The organism is Streptomyces sp. NPDC059454, assembly GCF_042749965.1.
Taxonomy (GTDB): domain Bacteria; phylum Actinomycetota; class Actinomycetes; order Streptomycetales; family Streptomycetaceae; genus Streptomyces.
The window spans coordinates 15,999-42,553 of sequence record NZ_JBHYVC010000046.1 but is presented as its reverse complement, the minus strand read 5'-3'; the positions used below and the strand labels follow the sequence as shown (position 1 = coordinate 42,553).

The 26,555-nt window shown below is 69.2% G+C and carries 20 protein-coding genes and 3 pseudogenes; 12 read left to right on the top strand and 11 right to left on the bottom strand.

The genetic code is table 11. The features are described 5' to 3' along the window. The first annotated feature begins 388 nt into the window (after nucleotides 1-388). The 5 genes from ACFXAE_RS26025 to ACFXAE_RS26005 all read left to right on the top strand — a co-directional run bounded on the left by ACFXAE_RS26025 (nucleotide 389) and on the right by ACFXAE_RS26005 (nucleotide 12,120). A complete protein-coding gene (locus ACFXAE_RS26025) occupies nucleotides 389-1,402 on the top strand; it encodes a trypsin-like peptidase domain-containing protein (protein ID WP_384719010.1) in 1,014 nt (337 codons plus the stop codon). After that, on the top strand, nucleotides 1,403-5,797 hold the full coding sequence (locus tag ACFXAE_RS26020) for an FHIPEP family type III secretion protein (RefSeq protein WP_384719008.1): 4,395 nt from the start codon (nucleotides 1,403-1,405) through the stop codon (nucleotides 5,795-5,797). It begins immediately after the preceding gene. After that, the gene (locus ACFXAE_RS26015; protein ID WP_384719006.1) at nucleotides 5,794-8,475 is read left to right on the top strand and encodes a hypothetical protein; all 2,682 of its coding nucleotides are present in this window, start codon (nucleotides 5,794-5,796) and stop codon (nucleotides 8,473-8,475) included. Before ACFXAE_RS26020 ends, ACFXAE_RS26015 begins: the two co-directional genes overlap by 4 nt. A gap of 173 nt (nucleotides 8,476-8,648) precedes the next feature. Next, nucleotides 8,649-10,667: an FHIPEP family type III secretion protein gene (locus ACFXAE_RS26010; RefSeq protein WP_384719004.1), complete on the top strand. Its 2,019-nt coding sequence runs from the start codon at nucleotides 8,649-8,651 to the stop codon at nucleotides 10,665-10,667. Next, nucleotides 10,657-12,120: an FHIPEP family type III secretion protein gene (locus tag ACFXAE_RS26005; RefSeq protein WP_384719002.1), complete on the top strand. Its 1,464-nt coding sequence runs from the start codon at nucleotides 10,657-10,659 to the stop codon at nucleotides 12,118-12,120. The genes ACFXAE_RS26010 and ACFXAE_RS26005 overlap by 11 nt, the downstream gene beginning before the upstream one ends. A gap of 20 nt (nucleotides 12,121-12,140) precedes the next feature. Here the strand turns inward: ACFXAE_RS26005 and ACFXAE_RS26000 are convergent, their stop codons facing one another. Then, nucleotides 12,141-12,365, bottom strand: coding sequence for a hypothetical protein (locus ACFXAE_RS26000; protein WP_384719000.1), 225 nt, complete (start codon nucleotides 12,363-12,365; stop codon nucleotides 12,141-12,143). Nucleotides 12,366-12,447: 82 nt separating this feature from the next. Between ACFXAE_RS26000 and ACFXAE_RS25995 the strand changes: the two are divergent. Beyond that, nucleotides 12,448-12,747 (top strand): annotated as a pseudogene (locus ACFXAE_RS25995) (DDE-type integrase/transposase/recombinase); the annotation flags it as partial. 70 nt (nucleotides 12,748-12,817) lie between these two features. Here ACFXAE_RS25995 and ACFXAE_RS25990 read toward each other — a convergent pair. The 4 genes and pseudogenes from ACFXAE_RS25990 to ACFXAE_RS25975 form a co-directional block, all read right to left on the bottom strand. Continuing rightward, nucleotides 12,818-13,363: a WYL domain-containing protein gene (locus tag ACFXAE_RS25990; protein WP_384719044.1), complete on the bottom strand. Its 546-nt coding sequence runs from the start codon at nucleotides 13,361-13,363 to the stop codon at nucleotides 12,818-12,820. 2 nt (nucleotides 13,364-13,365) lie between these two features. Continuing rightward, nucleotides 13,366-14,856, bottom strand: a complete 1,491-nt coding sequence (locus ACFXAE_RS25985) for an alpha/beta hydrolase family protein (protein WP_384719042.1) — start codon at nucleotides 14,854-14,856, stop codon at nucleotides 13,366-13,368. Between the two features lie 516 nt (nucleotides 14,857-15,372). Continuing rightward, nucleotides 15,373-15,490 (bottom strand): annotated as a pseudogene (locus tag ACFXAE_RS25980) (IS6 family transposase); the annotation flags it as partial. 49 nt (nucleotides 15,491-15,539) lie between these two features. Then, on the bottom strand, nucleotides 15,540-15,803 hold the full coding sequence (locus ACFXAE_RS25975) for an alpha/beta fold hydrolase (RefSeq protein ID WP_384719040.1): 264 nt from the start codon (nucleotides 15,801-15,803) through the stop codon (nucleotides 15,540-15,542). 362 nt (nucleotides 15,804-16,165) lie between these two features. On the opposite strand from ACFXAE_RS25975, the gene ACFXAE_RS25970 reads away from it, so the two are divergent. The 3 genes from ACFXAE_RS25970 (at nucleotide 16,166) to ACFXAE_RS25960 (ending at nucleotide 18,732) form a co-directional block, all read left to right on the top strand. After that, complete coding sequence (locus tag ACFXAE_RS25970; protein WP_384718999.1) at nucleotides 16,166-16,753, top strand: hypothetical protein; 588 nt, start codon at nucleotides 16,166-16,168, stop codon at nucleotides 16,751-16,753. A gap of 229 nt (nucleotides 16,754-16,982) precedes the next feature. Next, nucleotides 16,983-17,759, top strand: coding sequence for a hypothetical protein (locus ACFXAE_RS25965; RefSeq protein WP_384718997.1), 777 nt, complete (start codon nucleotides 16,983-16,985; stop codon nucleotides 17,757-17,759). Between the two features lie 313 nt (nucleotides 17,760-18,072). Then, complete coding sequence (locus tag ACFXAE_RS25960; RefSeq protein WP_384718995.1) at nucleotides 18,073-18,732, top strand: TetR/AcrR family transcriptional regulator; 660 nt, start codon at nucleotides 18,073-18,075, stop codon at nucleotides 18,730-18,732. A 120-nt stretch (nucleotides 18,733-18,852) separates the two neighbouring features. On the opposite strand, the gene ACFXAE_RS25955 is transcribed toward ACFXAE_RS25960, so the two are convergent. Then, on the bottom strand, nucleotides 18,853-19,065 hold the full coding sequence (locus ACFXAE_RS25955) for a hypothetical protein (RefSeq protein WP_384718993.1): 213 nt from the start codon (nucleotides 19,063-19,065) through the stop codon (nucleotides 18,853-18,855). A gap of 225 nt (nucleotides 19,066-19,290) precedes the next feature. On the opposite strand from ACFXAE_RS25955, the gene ACFXAE_RS25950 reads away from it, so the two are divergent. Continuing rightward, entirely contained in the window at nucleotides 19,291-19,476 is a 186-nt protein-coding gene (locus tag ACFXAE_RS25950; protein ID WP_384718991.1) for a hypothetical protein, read from the top strand. A gap of 754 nt (nucleotides 19,477-20,230) precedes the next feature. Here the strand turns inward: ACFXAE_RS25950 and ACFXAE_RS25945 are convergent. From ACFXAE_RS25945 to ACFXAE_RS25930, 4 genes are all read right to left on the bottom strand, one after another. Then, nucleotides 20,231-21,580 carry an oxygenase MpaB family protein gene (locus ACFXAE_RS25945; protein ID WP_384718989.1) on the bottom strand — a complete coding sequence of 450 codons (1,350 nt, stop codon included), beginning with the start codon at nucleotides 21,578-21,580 and terminating at the stop codon, nucleotides 20,231-20,233. A gap of 146 nt (nucleotides 21,581-21,726) precedes the next feature. Continuing rightward, on the bottom strand, nucleotides 21,727-22,506 hold the full coding sequence (gene uppS / locus ACFXAE_RS25940) for a polyprenyl diphosphate synthase (protein WP_384718987.1): 780 nt from the start codon (nucleotides 22,504-22,506) through the stop codon (nucleotides 21,727-21,729). 487 nt (nucleotides 22,507-22,993) lie between these two features. Next, nucleotides 22,994-23,506 (bottom strand): hypothetical protein, encoded by a 513-nt coding sequence (locus ACFXAE_RS25935; RefSeq protein WP_384718985.1) that lies wholly within the window; start codon nucleotides 23,504-23,506, stop codon nucleotides 22,994-22,996. Between the two features lie 243 nt (nucleotides 23,507-23,749). Next, entirely contained in the window at nucleotides 23,750-24,367 is a 618-nt protein-coding gene (locus ACFXAE_RS25930; RefSeq protein WP_384718983.1) for a dirigent protein, read from the bottom strand. Between the two features lie 416 nt (nucleotides 24,368-24,783). Here ACFXAE_RS25930 and ACFXAE_RS25925 point away from each other — a divergent pair, with 416 nt between their 5' ends. Continuing rightward, nucleotides 24,784-24,990 carry an alpha/beta hydrolase gene (locus ACFXAE_RS25925; protein ID WP_384718981.1) on the top strand — a complete coding sequence of 69 codons (207 nt, stop codon included), beginning with the start codon at nucleotides 24,784-24,786 and terminating at the stop codon, nucleotides 24,988-24,990. 283 nt (nucleotides 24,991-25,273) lie between these two features. After that, nucleotides 25,274-25,934, top strand: a pseudogene (locus ACFXAE_RS25920) (IS5 family transposase); the annotation flags it as partial. 49 nt (nucleotides 25,935-25,983) lie between these two features. On the opposite strand, the gene ACFXAE_RS25915 reads toward ACFXAE_RS25920, so the two are convergent. Next, nucleotides 25,984-26,502, bottom strand: coding sequence for an RNA polymerase sigma factor (locus ACFXAE_RS25915; protein ID WP_384718979.1), 519 nt, complete (start codon nucleotides 26,500-26,502; stop codon nucleotides 25,984-25,986). Between the last annotated feature and the right edge of the window lie 53 nt (nucleotides 26,503-26,555).

The window sequence follows — 26,555 nt, the reverse complement described above, 5'->3', positions numbered from 1 at the left end:
ATCGACGTGCCCGCCATCGGCGCAGTCGTCTTCGCCGACCCCGAGAACAACCCCGCCGACATCCCGCCGATTCAGCTGGCCACGGCCTTCGCCGGTACAGCCACTGCCGACTCGACAGCGTCCTGCTCGGCCACGTTCGCACTGGTCGTCGATGCGTCTTCCATGATCGGGAATTGCGCCGGACGAATTACAGTCTTGGGTGATGGTGCGGCCGATCCCCCTTCGCCGTGCGCAATCCGGGGTGGAAACCCCACGATTATGCGGTAGCCACAAGCAGCAGTTGTCCTGTGGAGGATCGCGCCGCTGCGGTACGGTGGGGATGGTTTCGGCTCAGCAGAGGCCAGTTGGGGAACCGGCCGTCGAGAGAGCCGCCGCGTCTGGGGGCGACATGACACACTTCCTCGATACTCTGCCGTTCGATTTCTCGAAGCAGTCCGCACAGGAAATGCTGGATTTCCTGTCGGAGACGTACAACCTCGAGGCACCCGTGCGGTCAATGGTCCAGGCGGCCGGTATTAAAATGAGCGCGATCCATTTCGGCCAGTCGATGAATCTGGTATGGGCCGACATCATTCAGAAGAGTCGAAATCAGAATAGGTTACGCACCCTGCTGCAGGTCATCAGGGACAGGGAAGACGCCGCAGTGGCAGCGAAGATCGACGAGTGGCTCGGCCCGGAACCGCCGGTGATCGCCCCGCAGCCTGCCGAGGCCCCCCGATGGAAGGGTTTCGGGGGCAGTTTCGAACGCCAGATCTTCCCCGAGCCGACCCTCTTGGACGTGGCCTTTCTGCGGCGCGGCACCGAACTGGCCGCGAGCGTATGCCGCTTGCGGGTCACGGTGGGGCCGCACGACTACCTTGGCACCGCGTTCCGCATCAGCGAAAACCTGGTTCTGACCAACCACCACGTCCTGTTCGGCCGAACCGCGAAGGCGACCGCGGTCGAGGCCTGGTTCGATTACGAACGTACTTTCGACGGGGCGCAGGTCGCCCACAAGGTCGTGTGGGGTCGGCCCCTGTCGATCCGTGGCTCGGCCGATCACGACTGGGCGGTAGTCGAACTGGACGGCATGCCCCCGGGGACGCCGGTCATCCCGCTCGTCGGGGCGCCGCCCGTCGCCCCGGGGCACCGGGTGTACGTCATCCAACACCCCGGCGGCGCGCCGAAGAAGATCGGGATGATCCACAACGAGGTGCGTCACGTCGACGAGGACGTCGTCCAGTACTGGACCGACACGGAGGGCGGATCCTCGGGTTCCCCGGTGTTCGACGAGCGATGGCGCCTGGTGGCACTGCACCACTGTTCCGTGGCCCAGCAGGTCCGCGGAGGGGTGGAGTACCGGAACCAGGGGCGGCGTATCGAGCGCGTCGCGGAGGCCCTGTCGGGGATGGGGCTGATGTGAGTGGTTTTCCTGTTCGACTCTTCCGAGTTCTCCCTGGGTGCCCCGGGCGCCCTCCGGCTGGTCGAGCTGCTGGCGAGCGCCTACCCCGAGCCGGAAGACATCAAGGTGCTCGTCGAGCGGGTGAGAATCCCGAGAACACGCATCGACTTCAGCGGCCCTGTCGACCAGATCTGGCCGCGGGTCCTCAGGTGCGCGGCGGCGGCCGGCAAACTGCGCCTGATCGTGGAGGAGGCAGCGGCCGGCCGATTCCAGGAGGCGTACCGCGAGAAGTTCGACGAGCTCTTGGCGGAGTTCGCCGACAACGGGCCGGCTCCGCACGGTCGGCACGACTGGCGCCACGCGGTGGCCTCCGCCCTGACGCACCCGGCGCCGGCCCGGTCACCCATCCTCATCGCGCTCGAGACCGAGACGGAGCCTTTGTCCGGCCCGGAGTTCCTGACGGTGGAACACCATCTCGTCGTCACTTTGGGCCCGCTGCAGGTCGAGCGCGTGGAGCGCACCGCGGGAAAGGCTCTGCGTACGGGGGCGTCGATCAGCGAGATCATCGCCGCCGGCTCCCTGATCTGGAAGGTCCTCACGGCCGCACAGCCGCGTCTGGACGAACTGCGCCGTCGTGGGGCCGAGGCCGGTCTCGCGCAGCCCGTGGCCTGGTGCGGCCGAAGCGAGCTGTTGGACCGGCTGTGGCAGCCACTCCTCATCGCTCACACCGGCACCGAGGGCGCGGACGGCTTTCTCTCCGTCGGCAGCGGAGGGCATTACTTCATGCCGCTCGCCGGTCCTCGGGAGAGCCGGACCATGAAGAAGCGCTCCAACGCCGCACGGCCGGACGTGCGCTGCGTCGATCTCCGCAACGCCGAACCGGAGAGTCGCGCCAAGCTGCTGCGCGGCGTGGCATCGGCGGAGGCCGCCCTCGTACTGTCGTTCGACGCGCCGGCAGCCGTCGTCTCGTCGCTGGTCACTCTCGTGCAGGGCGATCGCGTCAGCCCGACACGCGCTGTGGTCGCCTTCGGCCCGACGCCGCCGGACGCCGGTGGGATCGACAGGATCCTGCACACGCTGCCGTTCGTCAGCCTCGCCGACGGCGCGCTGGCCCGGACCGATCTGCTCGACGGGCTGAAGGAAGCGCTGCGCGACTACGCCGGGACGCGCGCGGCCCCCTGTGTCGTGGCCGCCGTGCGCGCCGCGTGGATTCGGTGTTCGCTGGCCTGCGCCGACGTGGCCGGCCTACGGAGCGGACTTACCTGGAGCTCATGGGCATGGATCGGCCTGCCGCTGTTCACCCAGCGGTACGACTCCGTCGTACCGACCGAGTTCCCGCATGTGACGGCTCTTCGGTCCCTCACCTCCGACGGCAGGTACTTCAAGCGCGAGAAAGGCATTCCGGACATCTACAAACCCGGCGAACTGGCGCGCGCCGATCTGCCGAACGAGGGGCGGAAGAAGTTCCACTTCTACCTGTCGGGGGCCGGCGGCAGCGGGAAGAGCTGCCTCCTCCGCTTCGTGCACGACGAGATCCGGACCCGCTCGAACGCGATCCCCGTGTGGTACCGGGTGGACGCACCCAGTTCGCCGTGGCGGGAGGTGGAAAGGCGCATCCGTGAGGAGACCGTCCGGGCCGTCCGGGCGAGCAGGTTCGCCGGGGCCGTGGACGAGGTCATGGCACCCGATGGAGCTTCCCTTGCCGCGTTCCTGCACAGGACGGCGCAGCGTCTGCGCAGCAGGGATCCGGATTTCGACGAGATCGTGATCTTCATCGATCAGCTGGAACGTACCTTCGAGTCGGGTGACGAGCCGCACTACGAACGACTGGACACCATTTCTCGGGACGTGATCCAGTTGCTCAGGACCGTGGGGACGGGGCAGGGAGTACGAGTCTTCATCGCCTCCCGGAAGCAGTATCTCCCCGACTTCCTCGGTTCATCGAGGACGGCGGAGCAGTGCGGACTCGAGTTCAACATCCTGCAGTCCCTCACCGACAGCACCGAGAGTGTCGAATTCGTACGAAGCCTCATCGACTGGTGCCGCGAGAAAAAACTCGTCGACGAGAATCTGGCAATCCAGCCCGATGCGGCCAAAGCCCTGGTGAACGGCGCCGAGGGAAATCCGCTCAACATCACCCTGGCACTCATCCAGCTCCTTTCCGCCACCCCCGAAGGGAAGATCACAGAAAAGCACATCACCGATCAGCGGCCATGGGAGCAGCTCTTCGCCCTCGACCTCCAGTCCGCGGCTCGGGACGACCTGGACTGGTACTTCCTGCTGGCGATGGCGCACGCGCGCACCGAGATCGTGCCGTTCGAGGACGTGTGGTGGCGATTGCGCATGGTCAGGCCGCAGCTGACCCAGCGCGTCGACAGTCTCCAAGCGCGTGGCATTCTCGAACGTCTCTGGCTGATCGGCCACCTGGGCCGAACCATCCACGCCCGCCCCTACGGCGACGAGCCCGCACGTTTCGTGGAGTTCTTCCACGCGAACCTCCGTGACTATCTGCTCCGCGACGTCATGGCGCGCGGCCGTTCCGGCCTCGACGTCGAAGTACCGGCCACCGAAGGCTTCGGCGCCGGAACGCCGCCCGCCTGGCGGGCCCTGGACCGGCTGGCCGACCACGCGCACGACTGGGACCAGATCCAGCAGTTGCTCCAGCCCGAGGACATCCGTGCTCTCATCACACACCGGGCAGTGGTGGTCGAGCCCTACCCCGCTGCTGACGGGGGCGGGCGCCTGCCGTTCCAACTGTTGTTCAGACGCAGTCGCGACGGGGAACGCGAGAAGCTGATCGATGCAGCCAGGGAATGTTTCGTCCTCTCGGCTCTCGTGCACGAGGACGCCGGACGCTGGGCGTTCGAGGAGCTCTTCCCTGACGCCGCGCTGCGCGTGGCGACCTGCATGACCTGGCTGCGCGACTGTCCGCCCGGGCACCGGACCGCCGTCCTGCGCTACCTCGTCGAGGTGCAGAGCGACAAGGCCCGCAGCGCCGTGGTCTCGTGGGTGCTGGACGAGGTGACCGAGGCCCGCCACGACGTGGTGCAGACGCTGACCGACGTACTGCGGGAACCTTTGTACGCGGGCAGGTACCGGAACGAGGTCATGGCCGCACTGCTCCGGACCGTGCTGCCCGCGGTGCACGGCGACCCCGAGCGGCTGCCGCCTCAGGTGAGGTCGTTCGCCGTGGCGGCGTGCGAAGGCGACGGAGTTACCCTTCGGCGGGCGCTGGCCTACTGCGCGGAGCGGCTGGGCGATACGGACGATCCTCGGATGCGGCACATGCTGCCACTGCTGACCTCGGCGTCCGTGGTCGAGCAATGGCTGGCGGAAGCGGCGGTGGCCAGCGATTACAGCAGTGACCGCATCGGTGACAGGCTGGCCGGCGCCCCCGGTTCGCTGCTCGACATCGCTGTGGGGAGCAGCCTCCGGGCCGTGGTCGACGAGGCGCGAGTGGCGGACTGGTCGGAGGCACTGCGCGGCCGGATCGGCGTGCGGCTGCCCGATTTCCAGGTGGTCACGGGCGACTGCGAGGCCGATGAGATCGAGTTCAGTTCGCTCCGGGAGCGCATCTCCAGCAACACCTTTCACACGGACCGGCTCTGTGTGCTGAAGCGTCAGTGGGAAGCGTTCGGCGGTACAGGCCCCTCGGACGCGCTCGACGGCTACGACGATGCCGTGGGAGAGGATGTCCTCTGGCTGCCGGCGACCGCGCTCCCCGGTCATTTACCGTTCGACGCACGGGACTTCGACACTGCCGTCCTCGACTGGCTCGAAGCACACTGTCGGCGCTCCTTCCACCGGATCTTCGACAGCGGGTTGCTGACGACGCTGTACCGGGAGCTGGAAGCGCTGTCGGCCGGCCGGCCCTTGGTGGCGGTGGAGCCCTTCCGCGCCGTGATCGCGGATCTCGTGGAGGAAGGCGCGCTGTTTCCCTCCCGGCGTCGCGCGATGCTCGAGGAACTCGCCCGGCTCGACCCTGCGGATCACGCGCTGCCCGAGCTGCTGGGCCAGAAGCTCAGGGAGCATATGCGCGCCGACATCTGCCGTTCGGTCGCCGACACCTCCATGCAGGTCACGGCGCTCTATCTGGCCGACACCTTGGAACAGGCGCTCGCCGATCGGAGGGCGTCCGCGGACGGACGGAGAATCCTGGTCCTGAGCCCGGCCGACGCGGAGATGGTGTCCGCGGCGGTTCGGCGCCAGTTCCTCGCCGTGCTGAACGACCCCAGGCGGCCACCGCCGATCCTCGCCACCACGCCCTATCTCCGGCATGCCCTGGCCAAACTTCTGCATCGCTTCGACCCACGCCTTCGAGTGCTCAGCTTCACCGAGCTGGATCATCCCGAGCTCATTCTGGTACCGGCCGACTACCCGGTCAGCGTGCCGAGGGCGCTGGAGGCTCCGGCGTGAGCCCGCCGTCCGCAGACCCGTACGCGCAGTTCCTGGCCGGCGCTGACGTGGCGACGTGGCGGGACTGCCTCGACCGCGTGGTGCTGCGCATGGCGGAGCAGCAAGACGACGGCCGGCGTCCCGCCCTGCTCGCACAAGCGCTGTGCATGACGATCTATCTGCACTGGCTCAGCAGGTTCAGCGGTGATCTGCACGCCGAGCGCGAGGCGCGGCGGTGCCACGACAGTCTCAGAGCAGAGCTCTACGCTCGTTCAGGGACCCACTCGGCCCCTGCGTGGAACGTCTGCTGGGGCCTGGTGCTGGGATGGGACGGTTACCGGGCCCGGGCGGCACAGCTCCTCGAGCAGGACGGCCGGATCGCTCCCGAGCATGTGCCGATCGTCCTTGAGGACACCGATATCGGTTCCCTGGCACAATTGCGTCGCCTGTTCCAAAGCCCTGCGGGGTGCGGTTTTCTCCCCGTCCTGTACATGTACGGGGAGAGGCTGGTGGCCGTGGGAGCTGTTCATGAGGCACTGAGCCTGGTCGGGAACCACGACCGAGGCGGGGAACCCCTTCTGCTGGACGTGCGCGGGTCGGCCGGTGAGCGGCTGGGGCGGTGGGACGACGCATACACGGCGTACTCCCGGTCACCGTGGCCGGTCCATCGTGTCCGCGCCGCGATGGTGGGAGCCATCGCGGGAACGTCTGGGAAGCCGACGGACCATCTGGTGCTGGACGATCCAGTGAGGCAGGTGATCGGCGACAACGACCGTGAACTCGATCAGAGTGAGATCACCCGGCGTACCGCCTTTCTGCACGCGTGCCTCCAGCAGTCGGGCACCAGCTGGCTGGTCGAGCTGGAACTTGGCAAGCTGAGCTCTCGCCAACGCCGGTACACCGAAGCGGACCTGCACTTCCATCAGGCCCTGAGAAACGCTCCCCAGGACGCGCGGTACGCCATTGCCCAACTCCGCTTCAGCAACCTGACCTGGGTGAGTGACGAGCGGTCCTACTCCCCGCTGCGGATGCTGCCCGAGGCCTGTACGGCGGGATGGGAAGCCCTGGCGCTCAACTCCGACCCCGTGGAAACTGCGGGCATCCGCATCTGGATGGCGTGCGAGTCCGGGGACCTGCGACTGATCCCGGCCTCGTTGGGCGGCCTGTCTGCGCGGGAGCGGGGTGAAGCGTACGACGCAGTCCTCGACACCGGCCGTGCCCTGGACGCATGGCTGGACAGCCTGGCCATCGGCTATTCGCACCGCTGTGCGTCAAGTGTGCTGAAGACTCTGGGAAAGGCGGGCTTCAGCCGGTCGGCCCTTCATCTCGCCGGACTTGTCCTGAGCGAGTCAGCAGACGATTTCCTCTCCCTCTGGGAAACCGCTGAGTCGATCGAGGACCTGGGCCCCGACGACCGGCTCGAGGCGGACACGCGAGAACTCCTGGAGGTGAAGAAGCGCTTTCACGAACGAATTGTGGAGCTCAGCCAGTTCGACTTCAAAAACGCCATACGTGCCTACGAACTGGTGGCGAGGATCGGCCATCACGGTCAGGCCGAGGACCTGCTCCTGCGGGCTGCGAGGCAGGCGGAGAGCGTTTCCGAGCTCCTGGCGGTCGCCGCACTCCGCCGGCGGGTCAGGGCTGCCCCGACCCGCCAGGAGGGGCTGCGGTGCCTCACCCGGGCCCGGCGCGAGGCTCGCCACCGCCTCGAACGGCTGCAGGTCGCGTACGAGTTGTTCTGCTACGGACAGATCCGGGATGCCCGCGCCCTCCTCGTTCACGAGGGGGTGTTCGCGGGCGATCAGCCACTCACCCACGTCGAGATGATTGTCGTACTGCGATGCCGTCGGTGGCTCACGGACCAGGAAGTCGATGATCTCGTCCACAGAGCGGTGCGCCGGCTCAACCTCGACCACCGGTCCGGAGAGCTGGGTGAGTTCGGCCGGCAGTACGGAGAACGGCTCCTCACCGTGTGCGAGGACTCCGCTCCCCTGAGCGAACGCATCAGCCAGGATCTCGACAGCGCGCTGGTCGATCCCCTGCCCGGGACCCCATGGCCCGGCCGGTCGGACGACGACTGGGAGGCGATCCGGGATCGCATCGACAAGATGGTGCACTTCGAGCACGATGAGCGGGCTCTGGACATCACCGCATGCCTCGGATCCGCCGACCCGGCGCAGTCGTTCGGCCTGCGCTTCGCGATCTGCGACCACCTGCGAGAGCGCATGCACCAGCTCCTCGCCGAGCTCCGACGGGACGCTCCCGCGCTGCCCGCCGAGGAGACTCCGATCTCCAAGCGGCGTGATCCCGGAGTCGGTACCCGGACGATCCAGTTGTGCGACCTGTGGCGTGCGCGCCTCACTGCCGCACCGGGCGACGACGAGGCGCAGGCCGTCTCCGCGCTTCAGGTGTTCCTCGACACGGAGCAGGCTCTGCTGAGGCAGTGGGAGAGCCGTCGGCGGCAGACAAGCGCGCCGAAGCTGCGGCGCACGCTCCGCGTAGCCGAGGCGCTGCGGGACTTTTTGGATACGCTGCTCGGCTCCTCCGAGCGCGAGCACGCCCACCCGGTACTTCGGTCCCTTTTCCGGCACATCGACCGGGACGTTGCCGCGTTCTCCACCGATGTCGCGGAGCGCATCGAGGAACTTCGCCGCGAGCTGGCGGACGTGCCTGCCACGGAGCCCGGGGGGAACGCATGACGGAGGGCTCCCCGGTTCCGGCCCACGATCCCCTGACCGGGCGGTGGCGTGATCTGCTCAGCAGGACGGGTCCCGTCTGTGAGGGCCGTCCGGTGGAGAGCACCGGACGGAGTGTCCGAAGTCCGGGCCCCGGTTCGGAGCAGGAGCGTCACATCGGCATCCGCGAGGTTGTCGTGGACGCGGGAAGCGCCCATCGGTCCCGGCTCGATCTGCTCTGCGTCGCGCTGCTCGAACAACAGGCGCAGACCGGACCAGGGGGCGTTCCGGAACTGGTCGTCATCGGAACCGAGACGCTGCGGGCACAGAGTTCGCCCACCCTCTCGGTCGACCCGGACACCGTTATCCCTCTGGGTGTCATGGGTGCCGGCTCCCTCACGGTGTCGCTGGCGCTCTTCCGTATGGAACGTCGCTCACGCCTGCGCGACATCGTCAATTCCATCGAGCATCTGGGCCGGCTGCTCGACTATCAAGGTGACGTCACCGGTTCCACGGCCGTGGCGTGGAACCTCGTCCGTCGGCTCGAGACGCTGTCGGCAGCACCGGGAGTGACTGTACCCGTCGCGGGCACCGCACGATTCCAGGCGGACCGGGACGGCCCGGAGACATACCAGTTGCTGGTCGGCTCGTTCAGGCCGGATGAATCCACGTGGTCGTCGGGGCCCGGCCTCGAGGTACGGGAGGGAACGGTGACACCGGCGGGACCCGCCGTCGCGAGCGGGGCCGGCTGGCGGGGTGCGGACTTCATGCTCCTGCGTGCGGGCCGGCCCGTCTCCGCACCGCGCGCCGACGTGCGCACCTTGCAACAGCGCAGCCGTGACCATGGCTTGACGGTGGTCAGGCCGGGTGTGGAGGTTGTCTACGACGAGGAGAGCTGGAGTCTTCGTGCCGCCCGAGTCCGGCAGATGTCGCGAGCCGGCCGCATCATCAGGCTGGCGGTGGCGGGCGAGGTGGCGGCTGCCCGTACCGAGTACCGAGCCGCCTTGGCTCAGCCCGGAGCCGACGGCCCGCTCATCGACAGCCTGACGAGCCGGATCACGAGCCTGCACGAATACTGGCTGGTGGACGACGTGCTGGGAGGTGCCGGGCAGGCGGGCTCCGGCGAGGCGCTGCCCGAGCCCGCCACGTCCCGGCAGTTGCGCGACCGTCTCGGCGCTCGTATGGACCATCTGCTGGGGTTGCTGCCGCAGCCGTCGGCACAGACTCCGCAGGAGTTCCTTCCGGTGGTTACGCCGATCGTCTACGAGTTGGGTGATGCCTTGGTGCCCCTCGCGGACTCCAGGCAGGACGGGGGCCGGTTCCTGTACGAGCTCATCCCCGCGATGAAGGACCGCATTCTGGCGGACACGGGGGTGCAGGTCCCGGGGGTCCGGGCACGTGGCACCGTCTCCCTCCCGGCGTATGAGTACGAAATCCAGGTCAACGAGGTGCCCGTGCTCAGCGGCTTCGTCGCCCCGGACGCGCGGTACGTCGTCGGGCGGGCCGGGCGCAGGGCGCCGGATCGGTATGCGGAACCGACGAGTGTGCACCCACTGACCGGAGCACCCGGATCATGGCTTCTGTACCCGGACGGCCATGGCGACGGTGGGGAAGGCGAGCGCGTCACGGCCGCCGAGTACCTGATCCACCGGCTGGAAGTGGTCCTCAGAGCCCACCTCGTTCACTACCTCGGCGTCCAGGAGGTGGACGGTCTCGTCGAGCGCTGGACCAAGGAGGACGGCGACGGACTCGTCGGCTCGGTGCTGACGGACAAGGCCGCCGTGCTGAAGCTCACCTGGGTTCTGCAGGCTCTCGTGGCGGACGGTGTACCGATCACCGACTGGCGGTCGGTCCTGCGCGCGCTGCGGGACGCGGGAGGGATGACGGCCCCGACGCGAACTTTGTGCCGGGCCGCGCGGGAGGGGCTGCGGCACCGACTCGTGGCAGCGCGAGCCGGCTACCGGAGAATCCGGGTCCCCGCCGGGCACGAGGCGGCCCTGCTGGGCCGGCAGGACCCGCCTGCCGCTGTGGAACGCGGCGCAGCGCGAATCCGGTTCCTGCACTGGCTACGGCAGGCGGTCGAGGAGGACGGCCCGAATCCTTCGCTGGTCACCGGTTCACAGGACGCCCGAGAGCTGATAGCTCCACTCGTGCGCGCCGAGTACCCGTTCGTCATGACCTGGTGGGAACAGGAGTTGACTCCGGATGAGACCTGATGGTCCGACACTCACGGTCACCGTGACGCTGGCTCCGCCGGTGTTCGACGCCGCCGACGATGCGGTCCGTCGACGGGTCGGGGCCGAGCTGAGCGGGCCGGCCGCGGAGCTCGGAATCCATGAGACGCTCGCCGTGCACTTCGTGAGGGGTGATGCGGACGGGCCGGCGGTTCCGCCGGTCCGCGTGTCGGTCGACGGACGACGCTGCCATGTCCCGGACACAGCCATCGGCGAAGCACTCTCCTACATCGACGGCAGCCCCTTGGTCGGTAACCGGACGGACTCCGACGCGGTTCTTCACGGTTCGGGGGCAGGCGAGGGCACGGACTCCGGCCGGCTCGGAGAACTGCTCGCGCTCGTCTGCCGCGGCGCACTACTGGCCCGCCCGGCCAGCCACGACAAGGCGACGGAACACGAACAGGAACAGCCGGTCGACATCCTCGTCGATCCCGCTTACCTGCGGGACCTGACGGCGGAGCACACGGAGACCGACCTCTTCTCCCTTCTGCGGAAGGATCTGTTCACCGAGTTGGGTCTCGTCCTCCCGCCCTTCCACGCCCACCTCGATCCGTCACTGGGCGACGCCGGCTTCGCCTTCCGCGTCCAGGGGATGCGTACGCCGCCCCGGATCGGCCTCACCAAGGGGACCCTCCTGGTCGACGACACCGTGGAGCGGCTCGCCCTGATGAATGTGCCCGCCCAAGCGACCACTTTTCCCGGGACCGGACGACCCGCGGCGGTCGTGGCCGCGGAACACGGCGAGATCCTCGAGGCGGCTGGTTTTACTGTCCGGGACCCGCTCAAGTATCTCGTTCTCGGCCTTACCGGCACACTGCGGTCCCAGGCACACACCCTGCTCACCCCCGGTGTCACGGCTCGCATGCTCGACGACCTCGGCAGCATGTTCCCCCTGGTCGCGGACGCCGCGCGCAGCCATCTCCCGCCCGGTCTGCTGATGGCCGTCCTACGAGACCTGCTCCACGACGGGGTGTCGGTCCGCAACCTCCGGCGGATTGTGGAACTGATGCTGCGTCACGTGATGGAGCGGAAGTCCTTGCCCGATCCTGACGGTGGTCCGGAGGATGATCTGGAGGGCTGCGTTGCGTTCGTCCGGGCCGGACTCGCGGACCACATCGCGTCGAAGGCCGCTCGTGGCTCCGGGACCATCGTCGTGTTTCTGCTCTCCCAGGAGCTGGAGGACGCCGTCGCTGAAGAATTCCGCGCGCCGACGAGCGACCGGTCCGAGGAGGCGGCGGATCGCCTGGGTGCGGCCCTGGAAGCGGAGCTGGCGTACCGCCCGCCCGCAGCCGGGCTGCCGGTCGTCCTGACACAGGACGACCGGCGGGTGCCGGTGCGTACCGTACTGCGCCAACGGCTGCCGCGGCTCGCTGTCCTGGGCTACAGCGACATCCCCCCGTACTACAACATCGAGCCGATCGCCCGCGTCTCCTGACGCGGGCGGGAACCCGGAGGTCACGCGTGCGCCTCCGGCAACCCCCGGGCGCGCATCACATCTTCGATCGCCTCCAGCACCACGGCCCGGTAGACCCGGGAGCCGCATAGCGGGCATCGGCTCTGTTCCACCCCCTCCAGCAGCACGGGCGTGCCTTCTACGGTCATGCGTACCTCGACCGCCCGGCGCTCGTAGTGCCCGGTGCAGGGACAGCGGTCGTAGCGGGAAGCGGGAGGAATCGCCATGGGGCCAGCGTAGGGCGATGGCTGCCGCTCGGGGACCGGAAACGGTCGCCCCACTCCCACCCCCGGGGAAACACGTGAACTCCTGCCCGGGGAGTTACGGGAGCGTTCACGGCCTCGGGTGTCGTTCCGTGAGGTGGAGGAGCCGATGCTGCAGCGTGGTGTGATCGTCTCCCGTGAGACGGCCCGCCGCTGGTGCGCCGAGTTCGGGCAGGCCTGTGCGAACGGGCTGCGTCGGCGGCGGCCGCGGCTCGGGGATGAATGGCATCTGGACGAGGTGTTCGTGAAGATCGACGGGGAGCTGAAGTGCCTGTGGCGGGCCGTCGACGCCGGCGGCAGCGTCTTGGACGTCCTCGTGCGGAGCCGCCGGGACAAGACCGCGGCGGACTCGGGCCGGGGCGGGCCGGCCGGAGGCGGTGGGTGCGGCTGAGACCTCGTACCCGGTGCAACGCCCGCTACCACCGGGCCTGACTGTCGCTGTTGTCCTCGAACAGGTTTCGGGTGCGGCGCAGCAGCGCCTCCCGTACGGCGTCCGGTGACAGGACGCGCAGCCCGGTGCCCAGGCCGAGGAGGTATGTGACGAGCTGGTCGGCTTCGTTACCGCCGATTTCGACGATGGTGGTATCGGGACCGTCCGGGCGATGGGTGCCGATCGTGGGTGGGACCAGCCGTAGCGCCTGGTCCATGGAGTGCGCCAGCCGGACTGTGACATAGAGCGGGTACACGACACCTGCGATGGATCGGGAGACGAGGAGCGCCGGGTCGGGCGGGTCGACGAGTTCGACGGTACGTCCGGTCGGTTGTACCTGTACCACCCGGTCGGCCCGGAAGGTACGCCACTGTTCCCGGGCGATGTCCTGGGCGACGAAGTACCAGCGGCGGCCTGTGTGCACCAGGCGATAGGGGGCGACGTTCCGGACCGTGTCCTTCCCCGCGTGGTCCCGGTACGACAGACGGGTGAGCTCGCCACGACAGCAGACGTCGGCTGCCGCGGCGCAGATGATCAGCGGCCGTCGCCCGGGCGGTGAACGCTGAGGTCACCGTGGGCCGACAGGACGCCGGCCAGGTCGCCGGGTTTGTGCCGCAGGGTGGCGTCCAGGAAGGCGAGCGTGGGCACGGCGACGGCGCGTGGGCTCTCGGCGCGGCCCAGAGAACCGACCATGGAGGGTACAGGCGGCAGGTACAGGGGACCGTCCATGAAGGTGAGGTGTGCGGCGTCGGGGATGGTGAGCCGGTAGCTCGTCGCGGTGTTGAGCTTGAGGGCCTTGGTGAGGCGGGGTAGGTAACGCTGGTCGGTTTCCGGGGTGATGGCCTGGGTGAGCGCGAGCGTCGGCTGCTGGAGGGAGGGGGAGACGGGGCCGTGGGGGTAGCCGTCCAGATCGATGACGGCGCCGAACCGGCGGTCCTGCCGGGCGGCCTGCAGCGCGGCGGCGCCGCCCATGGAGTGCCCGGTGACCGCGACGCGGTCGGTGTCCAGGTGTCCGGTCAGGGGGTCGGTGATCTCGCCTCGGCCCAGTTGCTCCAGCCGGGTGAGGACGAAGCCGAGGTCGGCGGCCCGGACAGCTGTCCAGCCGGCCGCCAGTTCGTCGCCCTTGTCCCGGTCGTCGGTGGAGGTGAGCTCGGTGTTGATCGTTCGGCCGTCGGCGAGGACGACGGCGGCGGAGTCGTACGGGTGGTCGAGGGCGGCAATCACATAGCCGTGGCTTGCCAGTTCCTCCGCCCAGGCGGTGTTCTGGGTGCGCACTCCGCCCGCCCCGGGAGAGAACAGCACGATCGGGAACCGTCCGCCCCCACCGGCCACCGGGGCGTTGAAGACCGAGTGGGTACGGGCGCGCGGAACGCCGTCGACCAGGAAGCCGGGCAGGCCTGCATAACGGGCGAGGGCGTCGGACACGGTGCGCGCCTCGTGCTCCGTGCGTCCGAGGTACGGAGCCCGCCGCGTGCCTGAGGGGCTGCGCTGCGCGGGGTACCAGAGCTGGACCACGACCGTGCGCCGGTCGTGCGGATCGGCGGTGAAGCTCTCGGGGCGGCGTGGGTCGGTCCACTGCACCACGCGGGTGCCGACCGCGAAGTCGCCTGACGGCTCGGGGAAGGCGGGTACGGGGAAGGCCCAGGCGGCCACCGGGCCCGTGGCGATCAGGCCGACGCAGGCAGCCGATCCCGGCAACGCCAGCCACCATCGGGCCCGCCACGCCGACCGGCCGCTGCGGCGTCGCAGCAGCGGAGAGACGGCGAACGGCAACGCGAGGACAGCGCCTGTCAGTACCGGCAGCATCTGCCAGCGGATCCCCGCCACGCTCAGCGCGATCGCGGACAGCGTGAAAACGGCCCCCACCGCGGTCGTCAGGCCCGGGCGGGCAGCGGGAGGAAGCCAGCGCGCCACCACCATCGCTACGGCACCCAGCAAGGCTGTGAATTCCAGGGGGGACATGTACAGCTGTGGGATGATCTCGGTCACCCGGCCATCCTCGGCGCAGGGCACGCGCCACCACATCGGTCCCCGGTAGCCGTCGGGGGCGACCTGAGTAGCAGTCCGGGGCATGTGCTCTGTACGACCGCAGGCGTATCCGGGCACGCCGTCTGTGCGACCGGAGTCGCAGTCGGGCACACCGTTACCGGTGACGTTCGCGACGCTGCCGGCGTGGCACCGCAGGCTCATCATCCGGAAGCGGGACTACAGCGAGCGCCGGAGCAGGCCCGGGAGACCGGCGACCGCGAGTGCGGTGAAGGCTCTGGTCCTGCGGCTCGCCAAGCGGAATCCCCGCTGGGGCTGTCGACGGACCCAGGGGGAACCGGTCCGGCTCGGACACCCGGTCGGCTCGACGACGGTCCGGGAGATCCTCACCGCAGCGGGCATCGATCCAGCCCCACGCCGCGGCGGAGCGGCGTGGCACGCGTTCCCGACCGGGCAGGACGAGGCCATCGTCGCCTGCGACTTCGTCCACATCGACCGGCCGGCCTGCGCCGGGCCTACGCGCCGGTGTTCCTCGAACACGGCACACGCGGGCCGCACATCGCTCCTCGACCTCGCGGAAGCTGAGCGGGAAGCGGTGATACAGCCCCACGCAGTGGGAGATGACCTCGACCGGGTAGCGGTGACCTTCGTACGACGGCGGCGCGCTCCCCACGTACGGCCCCTCCAGCATGATCGGCCCGAAGATCATTCCATGCCGACAGTCAACGTGACAGCGCCCTTCGGCCTCCTTGACCAGCACCAGCCCACGGACGAGCGCGGGACGGGTGGCGACGGTGAGCAGGGCTGTGCCCGCCCAGCGACCGGCCGACCAGTACCGGCCGGCGCGAGCCGAGTTGCTCGACTGCAGCGACGACCTCGGCGGCATGGACGGCCCGGGAGACATCCTGCGGATGGCGCTCGCTTGCGCCGTGCCCGCACTGATCGACCGCGACGACCTGGTACCGGGCAATCAGCCGCGAGGACACCACCTCCCACTCACCCGCATGACCGGCCAAGCCGTGCGGCAGCACGACCGGCTTCCCCGGTCCGCCCGGGTCCCGGCAGACAAGCCGAACCCCGTCGCGCACCACCACACGCTCGGACCACACCACGACCGCCCCCGGGAATCGTCTCGCCCCGACCACGTCCCGACAGCCACGAGCCGCGCTCGATGCCGCCCTTCTCGAAGGCGCGCCGCCATGGAACACCGGCCACGTCCGCGGCGACGGTGCCCTGTGACCGCAGCGGGGCAACTGTCATTGTCAGACCCAGGTGGCAGCATGACCGAAGTGAACACCCTGAGGTGTCCTCAACTCACCTCCGTAGCAAACGAAGAGGAGCATTCCCCTTGCGACTGCATCGCGTAGCGCCCGGAATCGCCGCGGGCATCCTCGCCCCGGCCCTCCTGCTCGCCACCCCGTCCTTCGCCACCACGGCGGCACCGACCGCGGTGACGGTGCCCGCGGTGTCCTCGTCCGCGGACGAGCCGGACGCCGACGACCTGAGGGTGGCCATAGTCCGGATCCTCGCCGACCCGGACAGCGGCCGGCGTGTGACACGAGAAGCCAACGCCCTCCTGGACGCCAACGACTCCGACGCGATGCGCGCCTGGCTGGAGACCGGTTACCGCATCGCCCAGGCCGAGGACGACCGCGTCGCCCTCACGCGCCTGCTCGCCGACCCGGACAGCGGTCGGCGCGTCATCGCCGAGGTCAACGCCCTCCTGGACGCCAACGACTCCGACGCGATGCGCGCCTGGCTGGAGACCGGTTACCGCATCGCCCAGGCCGAGGACGACCGCGTCGCCATCGCCCGCATCCTCGCCGACCCGTCCATCAGCCCGGCCCTGCGCGCGGCAGCCAACGCCGCCCTCGACGACAACACACCCGAGGCACTGCGCCACTTCCTGGAAGTCGGCAGGTACCAGGTCGCCTGACCGGTACGGCGCCGCACCACAGCGCGTCGCCCGGGTGGCACCCCCTGCCGCAGGCCCGGCCGCCGGAACGCCGAGAATCCGGGCGGGGCCGCCTGCACCTAGGTGTGCCGGCGGCCCCGCCCGGGGCAGGCCCTGTGCCGGCTCGGCGCCCTCCGCAGAGCTCTGTGGTCCCGCCGCCCGGTGCGGCAGGGGCCACTGATACCTCCGACAGCAGAAAGCACATTCTTCGATGACCACACAACCCCTACGCACCGAGCGCAGCGGTCCGCAGACCCCTTCCGTCGTGACCGACCTGCCGTTCAAGCCTCAGCTCGTCAAAGCGGTTTTCAGGGACGTGACCTCGTTGCACGTCTCCCGGCCGGCCGCGTGGGCCGCCGCGTCGGTGACGCGGACCGTACTGACGGAGATCATCGACGGCGCGAGAAGCGCGGCGGCCGAGGAGGCCAGGAAGAGGCTGATTCCCAAGGACCTCATCTCGGCGATCGACCGGAACGTCGAGGTGGAGGTGGGATCGGCGTGGTACCTGCACAGCCCGACCTTCCACGGCCTGATGGGCGAGGTGCGCAACGCCGATGGTGTGCTCGTGTCTCTTCGTGAGCGCCGCGGGGCGCGTACCCCGAGTGGTGTGGCCGGCGCCCACCGGTTCGAGGCCGGGGTGAGAAGGCTGCTGGGGAGCCGGGGGGTGAGGGCGGTCCCGGCGATGGTCCGCGACCTGGACGGAATCGCGAGCGTGTTCCTGACGGACCTCGCCCGGGACGCGGCCATGGTCGTCCGCGAGGGCGGGGTCAAGCGGTTCGGGACGGTCAGTCTGGTGGTGCCGGGCGAGCCGGCCCCGGCCCCGCTGCTCAAGGACCCCCTCCTCGCCCTGTCCACCCGCCGCGGGGACGGGCGGACTGTTGGCGGGGACGACGTCCTGGCCGCCGTCACGATGCAGCTGTTCGGCGATCTCAGGCAACGCGCCATCACCGAGGCAGCCGAGATGACACGGAACACGTCGGCCAACTGATCGGGTCCGGTCCCAAGCAGCACCCGGCTCGTGACCAGGCCGAACTCGCCGCGGAGACCCGCCGCTTCTTCCGCGGGCGTCAGCGTCAGCCGCACATCGTCCGCGGCTGCTTCGGCGGCCCGCACGTCCGCTACGTCCTGGACGAGAACCCCATGAGTTTCTGGTCAGTGGGGCGTGTCCGGCAATCCCCGACAGCGGCGGTTTCGGCGTGTCGTTCGGGAGCCGGACCGGTGAAGACGGCCGTAATGAACACTCCAACCGTAGGTGTCGCGAGATTGGAAAGTCGATTCCAATCTTTGGTAGGCTGGCTCTCATGCAGACGCGCAGTGTCGAGACCCGGGTCAAGGCGGCGAGTACCGAGGGTGGTCGTCGCACGCGGGACCGCATCCTGCACGCCGCTGCCGAGCTGATGTTCAAGCAGGGCGTCGCCGGCACGAGCATCCCCGACGTGCAACGCCGAGCTCGGGTGAGTGCCTCGCAGATCTATCACTACTTCGGGGACAAGAAGGGCCTCACGGCGGCGGTGATCGAGTACCAGAGCACCGTGAAGCTCGAACAGCAGCGGCCCTTGCTCGACCACCTCGACAGTATCGACGCGTTGCGTGAATGGTGCGAACGCGCCGCCGTCCGCCTGGACGCGGTGCACTGCGCCGGAGGGTGCGAGATCGGCTCGCTCGCGAGCGAGCTGTCGGACATCGACCCCTCGGCTCGCCTCGGCCTGGCGACGGGATTCGCCGCGTGGCAGGCGGCAATCGAATCCGGGCTTGCTCGCATGCGCGAGCGCGGCGACCTCGGAGCCGACGAGGACGTTTCGGCGCTTGCGGTCACGCTGCTGGCCGCGATACAAGGCGGCATGCTCCTGTCACAGGTGAGCCAGGACGCCACCCCGTACCGCCGCGCGGTCAACGTGGTCATCGACCACATCGCAGACCGTGTCGCGGCGGCTCAAGCTTCGCGGTCCACCGATCGCTGAACATGGGCGGTCCCCCCGGCGGCTGCTCCTGCACCGAGCGCCGCCGGGGCTCTCCACGCCGCCCGGCCGACGAGTCCCGCCTTGACGAGGGTGCCGCCTCGGGTCGGCACCCTGCGGATGTCACGGGTTCCAGGTCATGCTGGCGTAGACCCGGTCGAAGCGCTGTGCGGCCAGGTCCTGCCGGGATGTCGACCAGGAGCAGAGGGCCGTCTCCAGGCCGTCGAGCCCGTGTTCCCACTGGGCGAGGCACACCCAGTCCTCGGGACGTACGTCCGTATCGGGTGCGGGCAGTTCGCCTCGGGCCGCCGTTCGTGCCGCTTCCCGCCCGGCCACCACCGGGGGATGTCCACTGCGAGAGCCCTCTCACGCAACTCGTTCAGTATGTCCAGCGTTTCGAAGGACACGGGAAGTCTCCTTGCGGCCAGGTCGGTTCGACAGGGGGATCACGCCGGGGGAGGGGCGGATCGTGTCGGGCGGCCGGGCCTGACCGGGCGGCGGGAAGGGGGAGAGGCCGGGGGCGAGTTCGCGGCGGTATCCTTCCCGCCGGGCGGGTTCCGCGTGCACGCACGCACCCTGATCGGCCGCTTCACCGAACGCGTACGCCTCTTTGCTGCCCCCGCGTCCCCCGAGCGCGAGCGCCTCAAGGTTTTCACCCCCTGCGAGCACGAGGTCGTCCTCCTCGTCAGCGAGGGCCTGTCGGGCGGGGCCGGCTGGGGACGGCAACCGAGCCTGACGGCCCTGTGATGCCGTACGGCGCGGCGAGCCGGAAGCAGCGGCTCGCTCTCGCCCACGGCTCATCCGATACGCCCCACAGCGCCCCCACGGCGAGGGGCCGCGGCGACTCGGCAGGGTCGCTCCAGCCTGTGCCCACCCGGTCATAGGTCACCGACGTCGTGAACTCGGCCGCCCTGTCCTGGACGTTGAGGTAGTCCAGGTCCAGGGCGTTTACCGCGGGCAGGAAGACCACCACCGGACCTCCCGCGCCCGACCGGTGCAGGAGCAGCCGACGGCCGTCAACGTCATAGTGCTGCCCCAATGGGACGGGCGTCTCTCCTTGAGGAACGGAGAGGTGCGGTTGCGAACCGGACGTTCTCGTCATGGCGAGGGCGCTCTTCCGAACAGGCGGTGAAGCCGAGGGCAGCCGTGTTCGAGACGGTGGCCCCCGGTACGGCTGCGGCCGCACCGGGGCCTGGGGTCACCCAGCGCCTGTCTCTTTGACCCGTCCTGGCAGCGCCACCAGAAGATGCCACGGCGGTCTTGACGCTGTTCGTCCCCCGCGTGCTCCTGGGCGTAATGCTCGCGCGGGACACCTTCGAAGGGTTCCTGTTCCCTCCTCCTGGTACGCCGTCGCAGGGCTTCAGAAGCCCACCTGACCGCGAAAAGCTGCACCTTGCGCAGCCGCCTTCACAGGCGGGCCGGTCGTAGGGCACGACCGCTGTGCCGGCGGCCGTGCTCGTGCCAGGAGGCGCCGTCTCCGGCTGGTTGCCTGTCCGGGCGGTCATGCTTCGGCGAGGAGAGGATCGTAGGGGGTGCTGCGCCGGCGTGCGGACATGAAGGACAGGAAGTCGTTGATGAACGCGCTGCGGCTGTATGTCTCACCGGTCCCAGTAGTGTCGCGGTGGAACGCGGTCCGGAACAGGGACCGGTACTCGTCCGCGTCGATGCTCTGGTCACCGTTCTTGTCGGTCACGTCGAAGAGGACTTCGGCGACCCTGATCAGTGCGGGACCGGCGAGCGACGGGACGGCGGAGGCGTACTCGTGAGCGCTGATGCGGCCGTCGCCGTCGGCGTCGAGGGCCGCCTGCAGTTCCCGCCACCAGTCCGCGTAGGCGTTGTAGAGCCGGGTCTCCTCGGGCTCGTCCAGGTCGAGCCGGCTGGAAAGCTCGCGGGCCATGGCGGCGAGGTCGGGCCAGTCCAGGTATCCGTCCCCGGTCTGGTCGAGGACGTCCGTGAAGAACTCCTCCGCACCACGCTGCGTCGTGGTGGTCGCGGCGGGTTCCGGTTCCGGGGTCAGCGGGGTGATGAGGCGAATAAGGGCGCCGGCCCGCTTCATCTGATCACGCAGGGCGGCGACCGTCCTCGCGCGGGGATCGTCGCTGTCGGGGGAGAGCGACAGCAGTTCGGCGATGCTTTCGGCCTGGATCCACCCTCCGGGCAGGAACCGGGCCAGACCGGCCGCCAGGTACGCACCCTGCATCAGGGTCTGCACCCCCGCGATCTCGGGCAGACCGGCTCGCCGCCGGAACGGCTCCGGCAGGGACGCCACGGTGATCGCTCCGATGACCGGGCCGGCGACGGCCCGGCCGGTCGCCCACAGGGCAGGAAAGCCGTTCAGTACGGGTGGTGCGGGGAGGTGGTCGAAGAGCTTGTAGAGGATGATCCGCATCGCCTCGGTGTTCTCCAGCTCCTCAGCGACCACCCGGTCGTAGTAGGGCCAGAACTCCTCCAGGGTGGGCGGCAGATGGCCGGCTTCGTCGCCCATCGCGGCCAGGAAGGCCTGGAACTCGGCGTACAACTGCTCCATGGTCTTCTGCTCAAGGGGCTGTCCGCCGAGCCGGCACATGGTGACAGCGCTTTCGAACATGGTCGCCACCACCCAGGCACGCACACCCGGGTCCATCGCGTCGTAGGGCCGATCTCGTGCGTCGGTGCCGTGCAGCCGTGCGTGCATGCGGTTGAGCCGGGTCGCCTCCCTCTGCCGTACGTGGTCGTCGGCACCGAACATCCGCCGCAGGCTCGTGAAGGTGTTGCTCAGTCTCCGCCAGGGATGGACGACGAAGGTGGAGTTCTCGATCAGGGCGGCGCCGATCTGTGGATGCGCGGCTTCGAGCACGGTTGCCCGAATCATGGCCAACGCCCAACGCGGGTCGTTGAAGAGCGTGTGGAACTGTGAGCCAGGACCGAACAGGGGCTCTCCTCCGACGTCGCGATCCCCAGTTCCGCGGCCTCCTGTACCGGCACCAGCGGTGGGGGACTGAGGACGGTCCGCACTCGTCACGATCGGGTTTCTCCGTTCTGGTTCGGCAGTACGCCGCCGAAGCGACGCTCGCGCTGCCGGTAAGCGTGCAGGCACTCGAGGAAGTCGGACGCGCGGAAGTCGGGCCACAGCGCCGGCGGAAAGACCCATTCGGCATAGGCGACCTGCCAGAGCATGAAGTTGGAGATGCGCTGTTCGCCGGAGGTACGGATGACCAGGTCGACATCAGGAGTGTCGGGAAAGGGCAGATGAGCGGCGAAGCTCTCCTCGGTCACGGCCCCGGACGGCACGCCGCTGCGGATCAGCGACCGTGCGGCCTCCACGATGTCCCTGCGGCCGCCGTGATCGAAGGCGACGGTCAGCGTCATCTGCCGGTTCTGGCCGGTCAGCGTCATCAAGTCGGCGGTGTCTCGGGCCAGCCCGGGAGGGATACGGGGATCGGTCATGCCGAGGAAGCGGCAGCGGATGCCCCTCGCGTGCAGCAACGGGGCGTGCTTACGGACTACTCGGCGCACCAGGTGCATGAGGAATTCGATCTCGGTGTCCGGGCGGCACCAGTTCTCGGTGGAGAACGCGAACAGGCTCAACCAGCCCACTCCCGCCGCCCGCGCCGCCTCGATGACGTCGATCACCGTTGTCTCCGCAGCGCGGTGACCTGAGGTTCGCGGGAGCGACCGTTGCGCTGCCCACCGGCCGTTTCCATCCATCACACACGCGACGTGGCACGGCACCTCACGCGGCCTCGGCGGCGCCGTGTCCTTGACAGTGGCAGGACGGGAAGCGGGCCGTTCAGTCATGGACTGCTTTACTGTCACACCCGCCCCTCTCGGCGGTCGAGACGGACGCCGTCCCGCAGTGGAGGAGGCATCGTCCAGCGGCACCGCCACCGTCTTACGGTCATCAACGGAAGACTGACAGCGTTCAGCGCCGAACGGTCCGCACCTCCTACGAATTCACCCTTGGTGCGTATGTGCGAGGTGGAACGAGGTGGGGGTGAGCTCAAGTCAGGGAGTTCGCGCTCTGAACCATCGGATGATGGACAGCTTGACCCAAGTCGCCCTCGCGGCTCCGCACCTGACCCTTGGCAGCGGCCGTGCACGAGAACGTCTCCGCGGGGGCGTCCGAGCTCCGTGCGGGGAACGCGGATACTGTCCACCACCACCGATTTCCGGACCGCCCGCAGGGAATCAACGGGCCGGCTCGATCTCCGTGGCGCGGGTCGGCACGGAGGCGAGCTGTTCCAGTGCCTTCGCGCGGGTAAGCAGTCGACTGCCGAGGCCGTTGTCAGACAGGGATGATCCGGCCGTCGTCGATGTGGAAGTTCTCGGTCGGTGAGCAGCCGATCGATGGCGTGATCAGCATGCTGACGGCAACCGGTGCGGGTTCCGCACCGGAGGTGGAGAACTCGCACACCGCCTGGCGGCCGGTCAGCGGGAACCAGAACCAGGAGTCCGCCTTGCCGACCAGAGCACGGTCCGATTCCCTCCACGCGCCGTTCTCGAAGGTGAAGACCTGGAGGCGCACGGATGCCGCGAGCGGGTCGGTCCGCGACCTCAGAGCGGTGAGTGTGAACTTGAAGTCCTCGTCCAGGACCGATGAGGCGATCCGCCGGCGCTCCGCCGGCCGGGACTCGGTCTGCGTTTCCTTCCCCTGACCGGCCGTCGGGCGGGCCTGCGGATCGGTCGGCGAGGGGTTCGCAGGGCCACCGGCGGTTGCGCCGATCGTGGCCGTGACGGCCGCGGCGGTGGCCGCCACGACGACACCCCAGCCTGTGAGCGTACGGAAGTTCTTGATCACGACGTCTCCACGTGTGGTGATGGGTGCGTGTGCCCGAAGTGCTGCGCACCGTCTTCGAACCGGCGCGCCTCACGGTCGACCGGGGCTGTGCCGGCACCGGTCCGAATGACGCCCCTCCGCCTGGTGGCCCAGGGAAAGACGACCAGGAGGGGCCTGTGAGGGGACTGTCCGATGCCTTGGTGCGGGTCGGAGCGGTTGTTCCCGTCACCGCGTCCCGGGCGGCGTCGGTACCACTCGACGCGGCTACTTGCCGGGGGAGGACGGACGCACGGGCGTCGGCGCCTCGGCCGGGCCGCGACCGTCCTCGGTCCGGTGAGGCCGCACGTCGGAGATTTCGAACGTGAGTTGCCAGGTCGCCGGCGTCAACACCCGCTGCGTCACCTGACCATGAGCCCGACGGAACTCCCCGGTGCCTCCGGTGATCGCGTTGACGACCGGAACCGGTACCGGGATTCCGGCTTGCTCGCCCTGAACGGTGATCTGACCTTCCGGCAGCACCGCGGTCGACGCGCACTGTCCCGCGTTGCGTTCGAGATCGGTGACGACGCAGAACCCGCCGATGCGCCCGACGACGCGTTCCTCGCGTCCCTCGGTCGACGTCAGGTTCCCGCTGAAGACGAACTGGTCGCCGGCACTGCGGCCCGCCGCCCCCAGATCGAGCTCTTCGCCGACGTGCAGCCGAGCTTCTACGTGGATGGCGCGGCTCTTCACCGTGGAGCCGTCGTCAGGGCGGGGTGCCGCAGCCGGGGCTGTCTCCGGGGGGACCACGTCGGCCGACGCGGGCCCGATGAGGGTGAACCCGGCAGAACAGCCGAGAACCGCAACGGCGAAGAAAATGAAGGGTCGGCCGGCGAAGCCCATGGTCGCCTCCGTGTGTGGGAATGAACAGGGCCAGTGCCACCGGGCTTCGTCCGAAGTCGACGCGGCCGGACGGTGGCGTGTCGGGTCGGTTGACGGAGGGAGGGCACCCGGGCGGTTCCCGGGGCCATGGGCGAGAACGTACGAGAAGACCCGCGGAATCATCGGGAATCCTCGCCACGCTCACCCTGGTGGTGACGCATCTCGTCCGAACTCGTTCATGACGGGCCCTCCGTCTGGCGGAAACGCTAATGGCAGCCGCGGCGACATGCTCAGCAGAAGGACGGCAATGGGGCCATTAGGGTGCATTTCGATTGCGTCCTGGGAAGTGGTGCACGGGTTCCCACCTGATCCGGGTGTTCGGCCTGGCGTCGGAGTGAGGGTCCGTATATGAGGACGGCCACCGGCTGATCTTCGAGGTGTCGGCCCAACCGTTGCTGTGCCCGGCTCTGGTGGTGGGCAGCACCAACGACCCGTACTGCGCCCCCGAGGCGGCCGCCGGCTTCGCGGCGCGCTGGGAGGCGCGATGGCACCTGGCGGGCGCGTACGGACACATCAACTCCGCCAGTGGCCTGGGCTCGTGGAGGCACGACCGGGAACTCCTGGACTCGCTGACCCAGCAGTGATCAGCCACCGCATGGGACGCATAGCCACCTGGTGGTACCGCCCTGCGGTTCCCCCTTCGAGTGAGAGGTCGTTTTCACCTGTGATGCATTACTGTCGCAGGTTTTCTACGGTGGGATGGTGAGGCTGCCGATCTGGGTGGGGCTCAAGGGCTGGATGAGGCGATGGCTGGGGCTGGAGGCGTCTTGTGTCTGTTTCATTCCAGGACGCCTGATCGCGTCGCGTGCTTCCACCGAGCAGAACGCGCGCCTGGGCGCACTCGTGCGCCGGCGGTACGTCCAGGTCATGAGCGAACGTCGTGCGTATCCGAGTGACCTGTCCGATGCCCGATGGGAGCCGGTCGAGCCGGTCCTGGCGGCCTGGCGGTCCGAGCGCCGCCGCCGGGCCCTGGCGTTCGGGCGGCCGCCCGAGCACGAGCTGCGCGAGATCATGAACGCGATCCTGTACGTGGACCGCACCGGGGTGCAGTGGCGCTGTCCGCCGCACGACTTCCCGCCCTGGGAAACCGTCTACGGACTCCTTCGCCAAGTGGCAGAAGGACGGTGTGTTCGCCCAGCTCAACGGCCTGCTGCGGGAGTTGGCGCGGCAGAAGGAGAGCCGCAGTGCCCGACCCTCGGCGTGTGTCATCGACGCGCAGAGCGTGAAGACCCCCACCAGCGTCCCGGCCGCCGGGCAGGGCATCGATGCCGGGAAGAAGATCGTGGGCAGGAAGCGGAGCATCGTCACCGACACCCTCGGGCTGTTGCCGGCGGTGCTGGTCACCGCGGCGAGCAAGCAGGACTCCGACGCCGGCCGGGCCCTCGTCGAACACATCGCCGCGGAGCATCCCACCGTCCGCGAAACCTGGGTCGACGGCGGCTACCACCAACACCTCGTCGAACACGCGACCACCCTCGGCACCGACATGGGAATCGTCCAACGCACCCCCGGCACCAAAGGATTCACCCCCAAGGCCGCCCTCGTACGGGCCCGGCCGCGGGGCGCCGACACCGGGCTCACGCCGCCGAGGGCTGCCACGCCTCCTGGAACCGGCGGCGGGCACGGAAGAGACGGGAGCGGACCGTGCCCACGGGCAGGGCGAGCACCTCGGCCATCTCCTCCTCGTTGAGCCCGTAGGCACGCAGGGTGAGGACCTGCCGGTGCGCCTGGGACAGACGTTCCAGCACGTCGCTGATGTGCACCGCGTCCAGCGGGTTCGTCTCGTGCTGTGACTCCACCTGGGAACAGCAGCGTTCCTCGCCGTAGCGCTTGGCGGTGCGGACGGCCTCGCGGACCGTCACCGAGCGCACCCAGCCGTAGAACGCCGCCGGTTCGCGCAGGGAGCCCAGACCGCGGTAGATGGCGAGCAGCGCCTCCTGCGTGGCGTCGGCACCGTCGTCGTGCGTGATGGACCGGCAGATGCGCGCGACGTAGGGCGTGATGCCGGTCAGCAGGTGGTTCATCGCGTGCTCGTCGCCCGCCTGAGCTCGGGGGAGCAGCGTCAGGGGGGAGGGGAGTTCGCTGACGGGGGTCATGTCGGGCAGGGCCTCCTTGCGACAGCCGGGCGGATGGGGGAGCGGGGAGGGGC

Coding starts and splice junctions, on each gene's coding strand:
- ACFXAE_RS26025 (WP_384719010.1), top strand. CDS start 389: ATGACACACTTCCTCGATACTCTGCCGTTCGATTTCTCGAAGCAGTCC.
- ACFXAE_RS26005 (WP_384719002.1), top strand. CDS start 10,657: ATGAGACCTGATGGTCCGACACTCACGGTCACCGTGACGCTGGCTCCG.
- ACFXAE_RS26000 (WP_384719000.1), bottom strand. CDS start 12,365: ATGGCGATTCCTCCCGCTTCCCGCTACGACCGCTGTCCCTGCACCGGG.
- ACFXAE_RS25985 (WP_384719042.1), bottom strand. CDS start 14,856: ATGTGGTGGCGCGTGCCCTGCGCCGAGGATGGCCGGGTGACCGAGATC.
- ACFXAE_RS25965 (WP_384718997.1), top strand. CDS start 16,983: ATGACCACACAACCCCTACGCACCGAGCGCAGCGGTCCGCAGACCCCT.
- ACFXAE_RS25960 (WP_384718995.1), top strand. CDS start 18,073: ATGCAGACGCGCAGTGTCGAGACCCGGGTCAAGGCGGCGAGTACCGAG.
- ACFXAE_RS25945 (WP_384718989.1), bottom strand. CDS start 21,580: ATGATTCGGGCAACCGTGCTCGAAGCCGCGCATCCACAGATCGGCGCC.
- uppS (WP_384718987.1), bottom strand. CDS start 22,506: ATGACTGAACGGCCCGCTTCCCGTCCTGCCACTGTCAAGGACACGGCG.
- ACFXAE_RS25930 (WP_384718983.1), bottom strand. CDS start 24,367: ATGGGCTTCGCCGGCCGACCCTTCATTTTCTTCGCCGTTGCGGTTCTC.
- ACFXAE_RS25915 (WP_384718979.1), bottom strand. CDS start 26,502: ATGACCCCCGTCAGCGAACTCCCCTCCCCCCTGACGCTGCTCCCCCGA.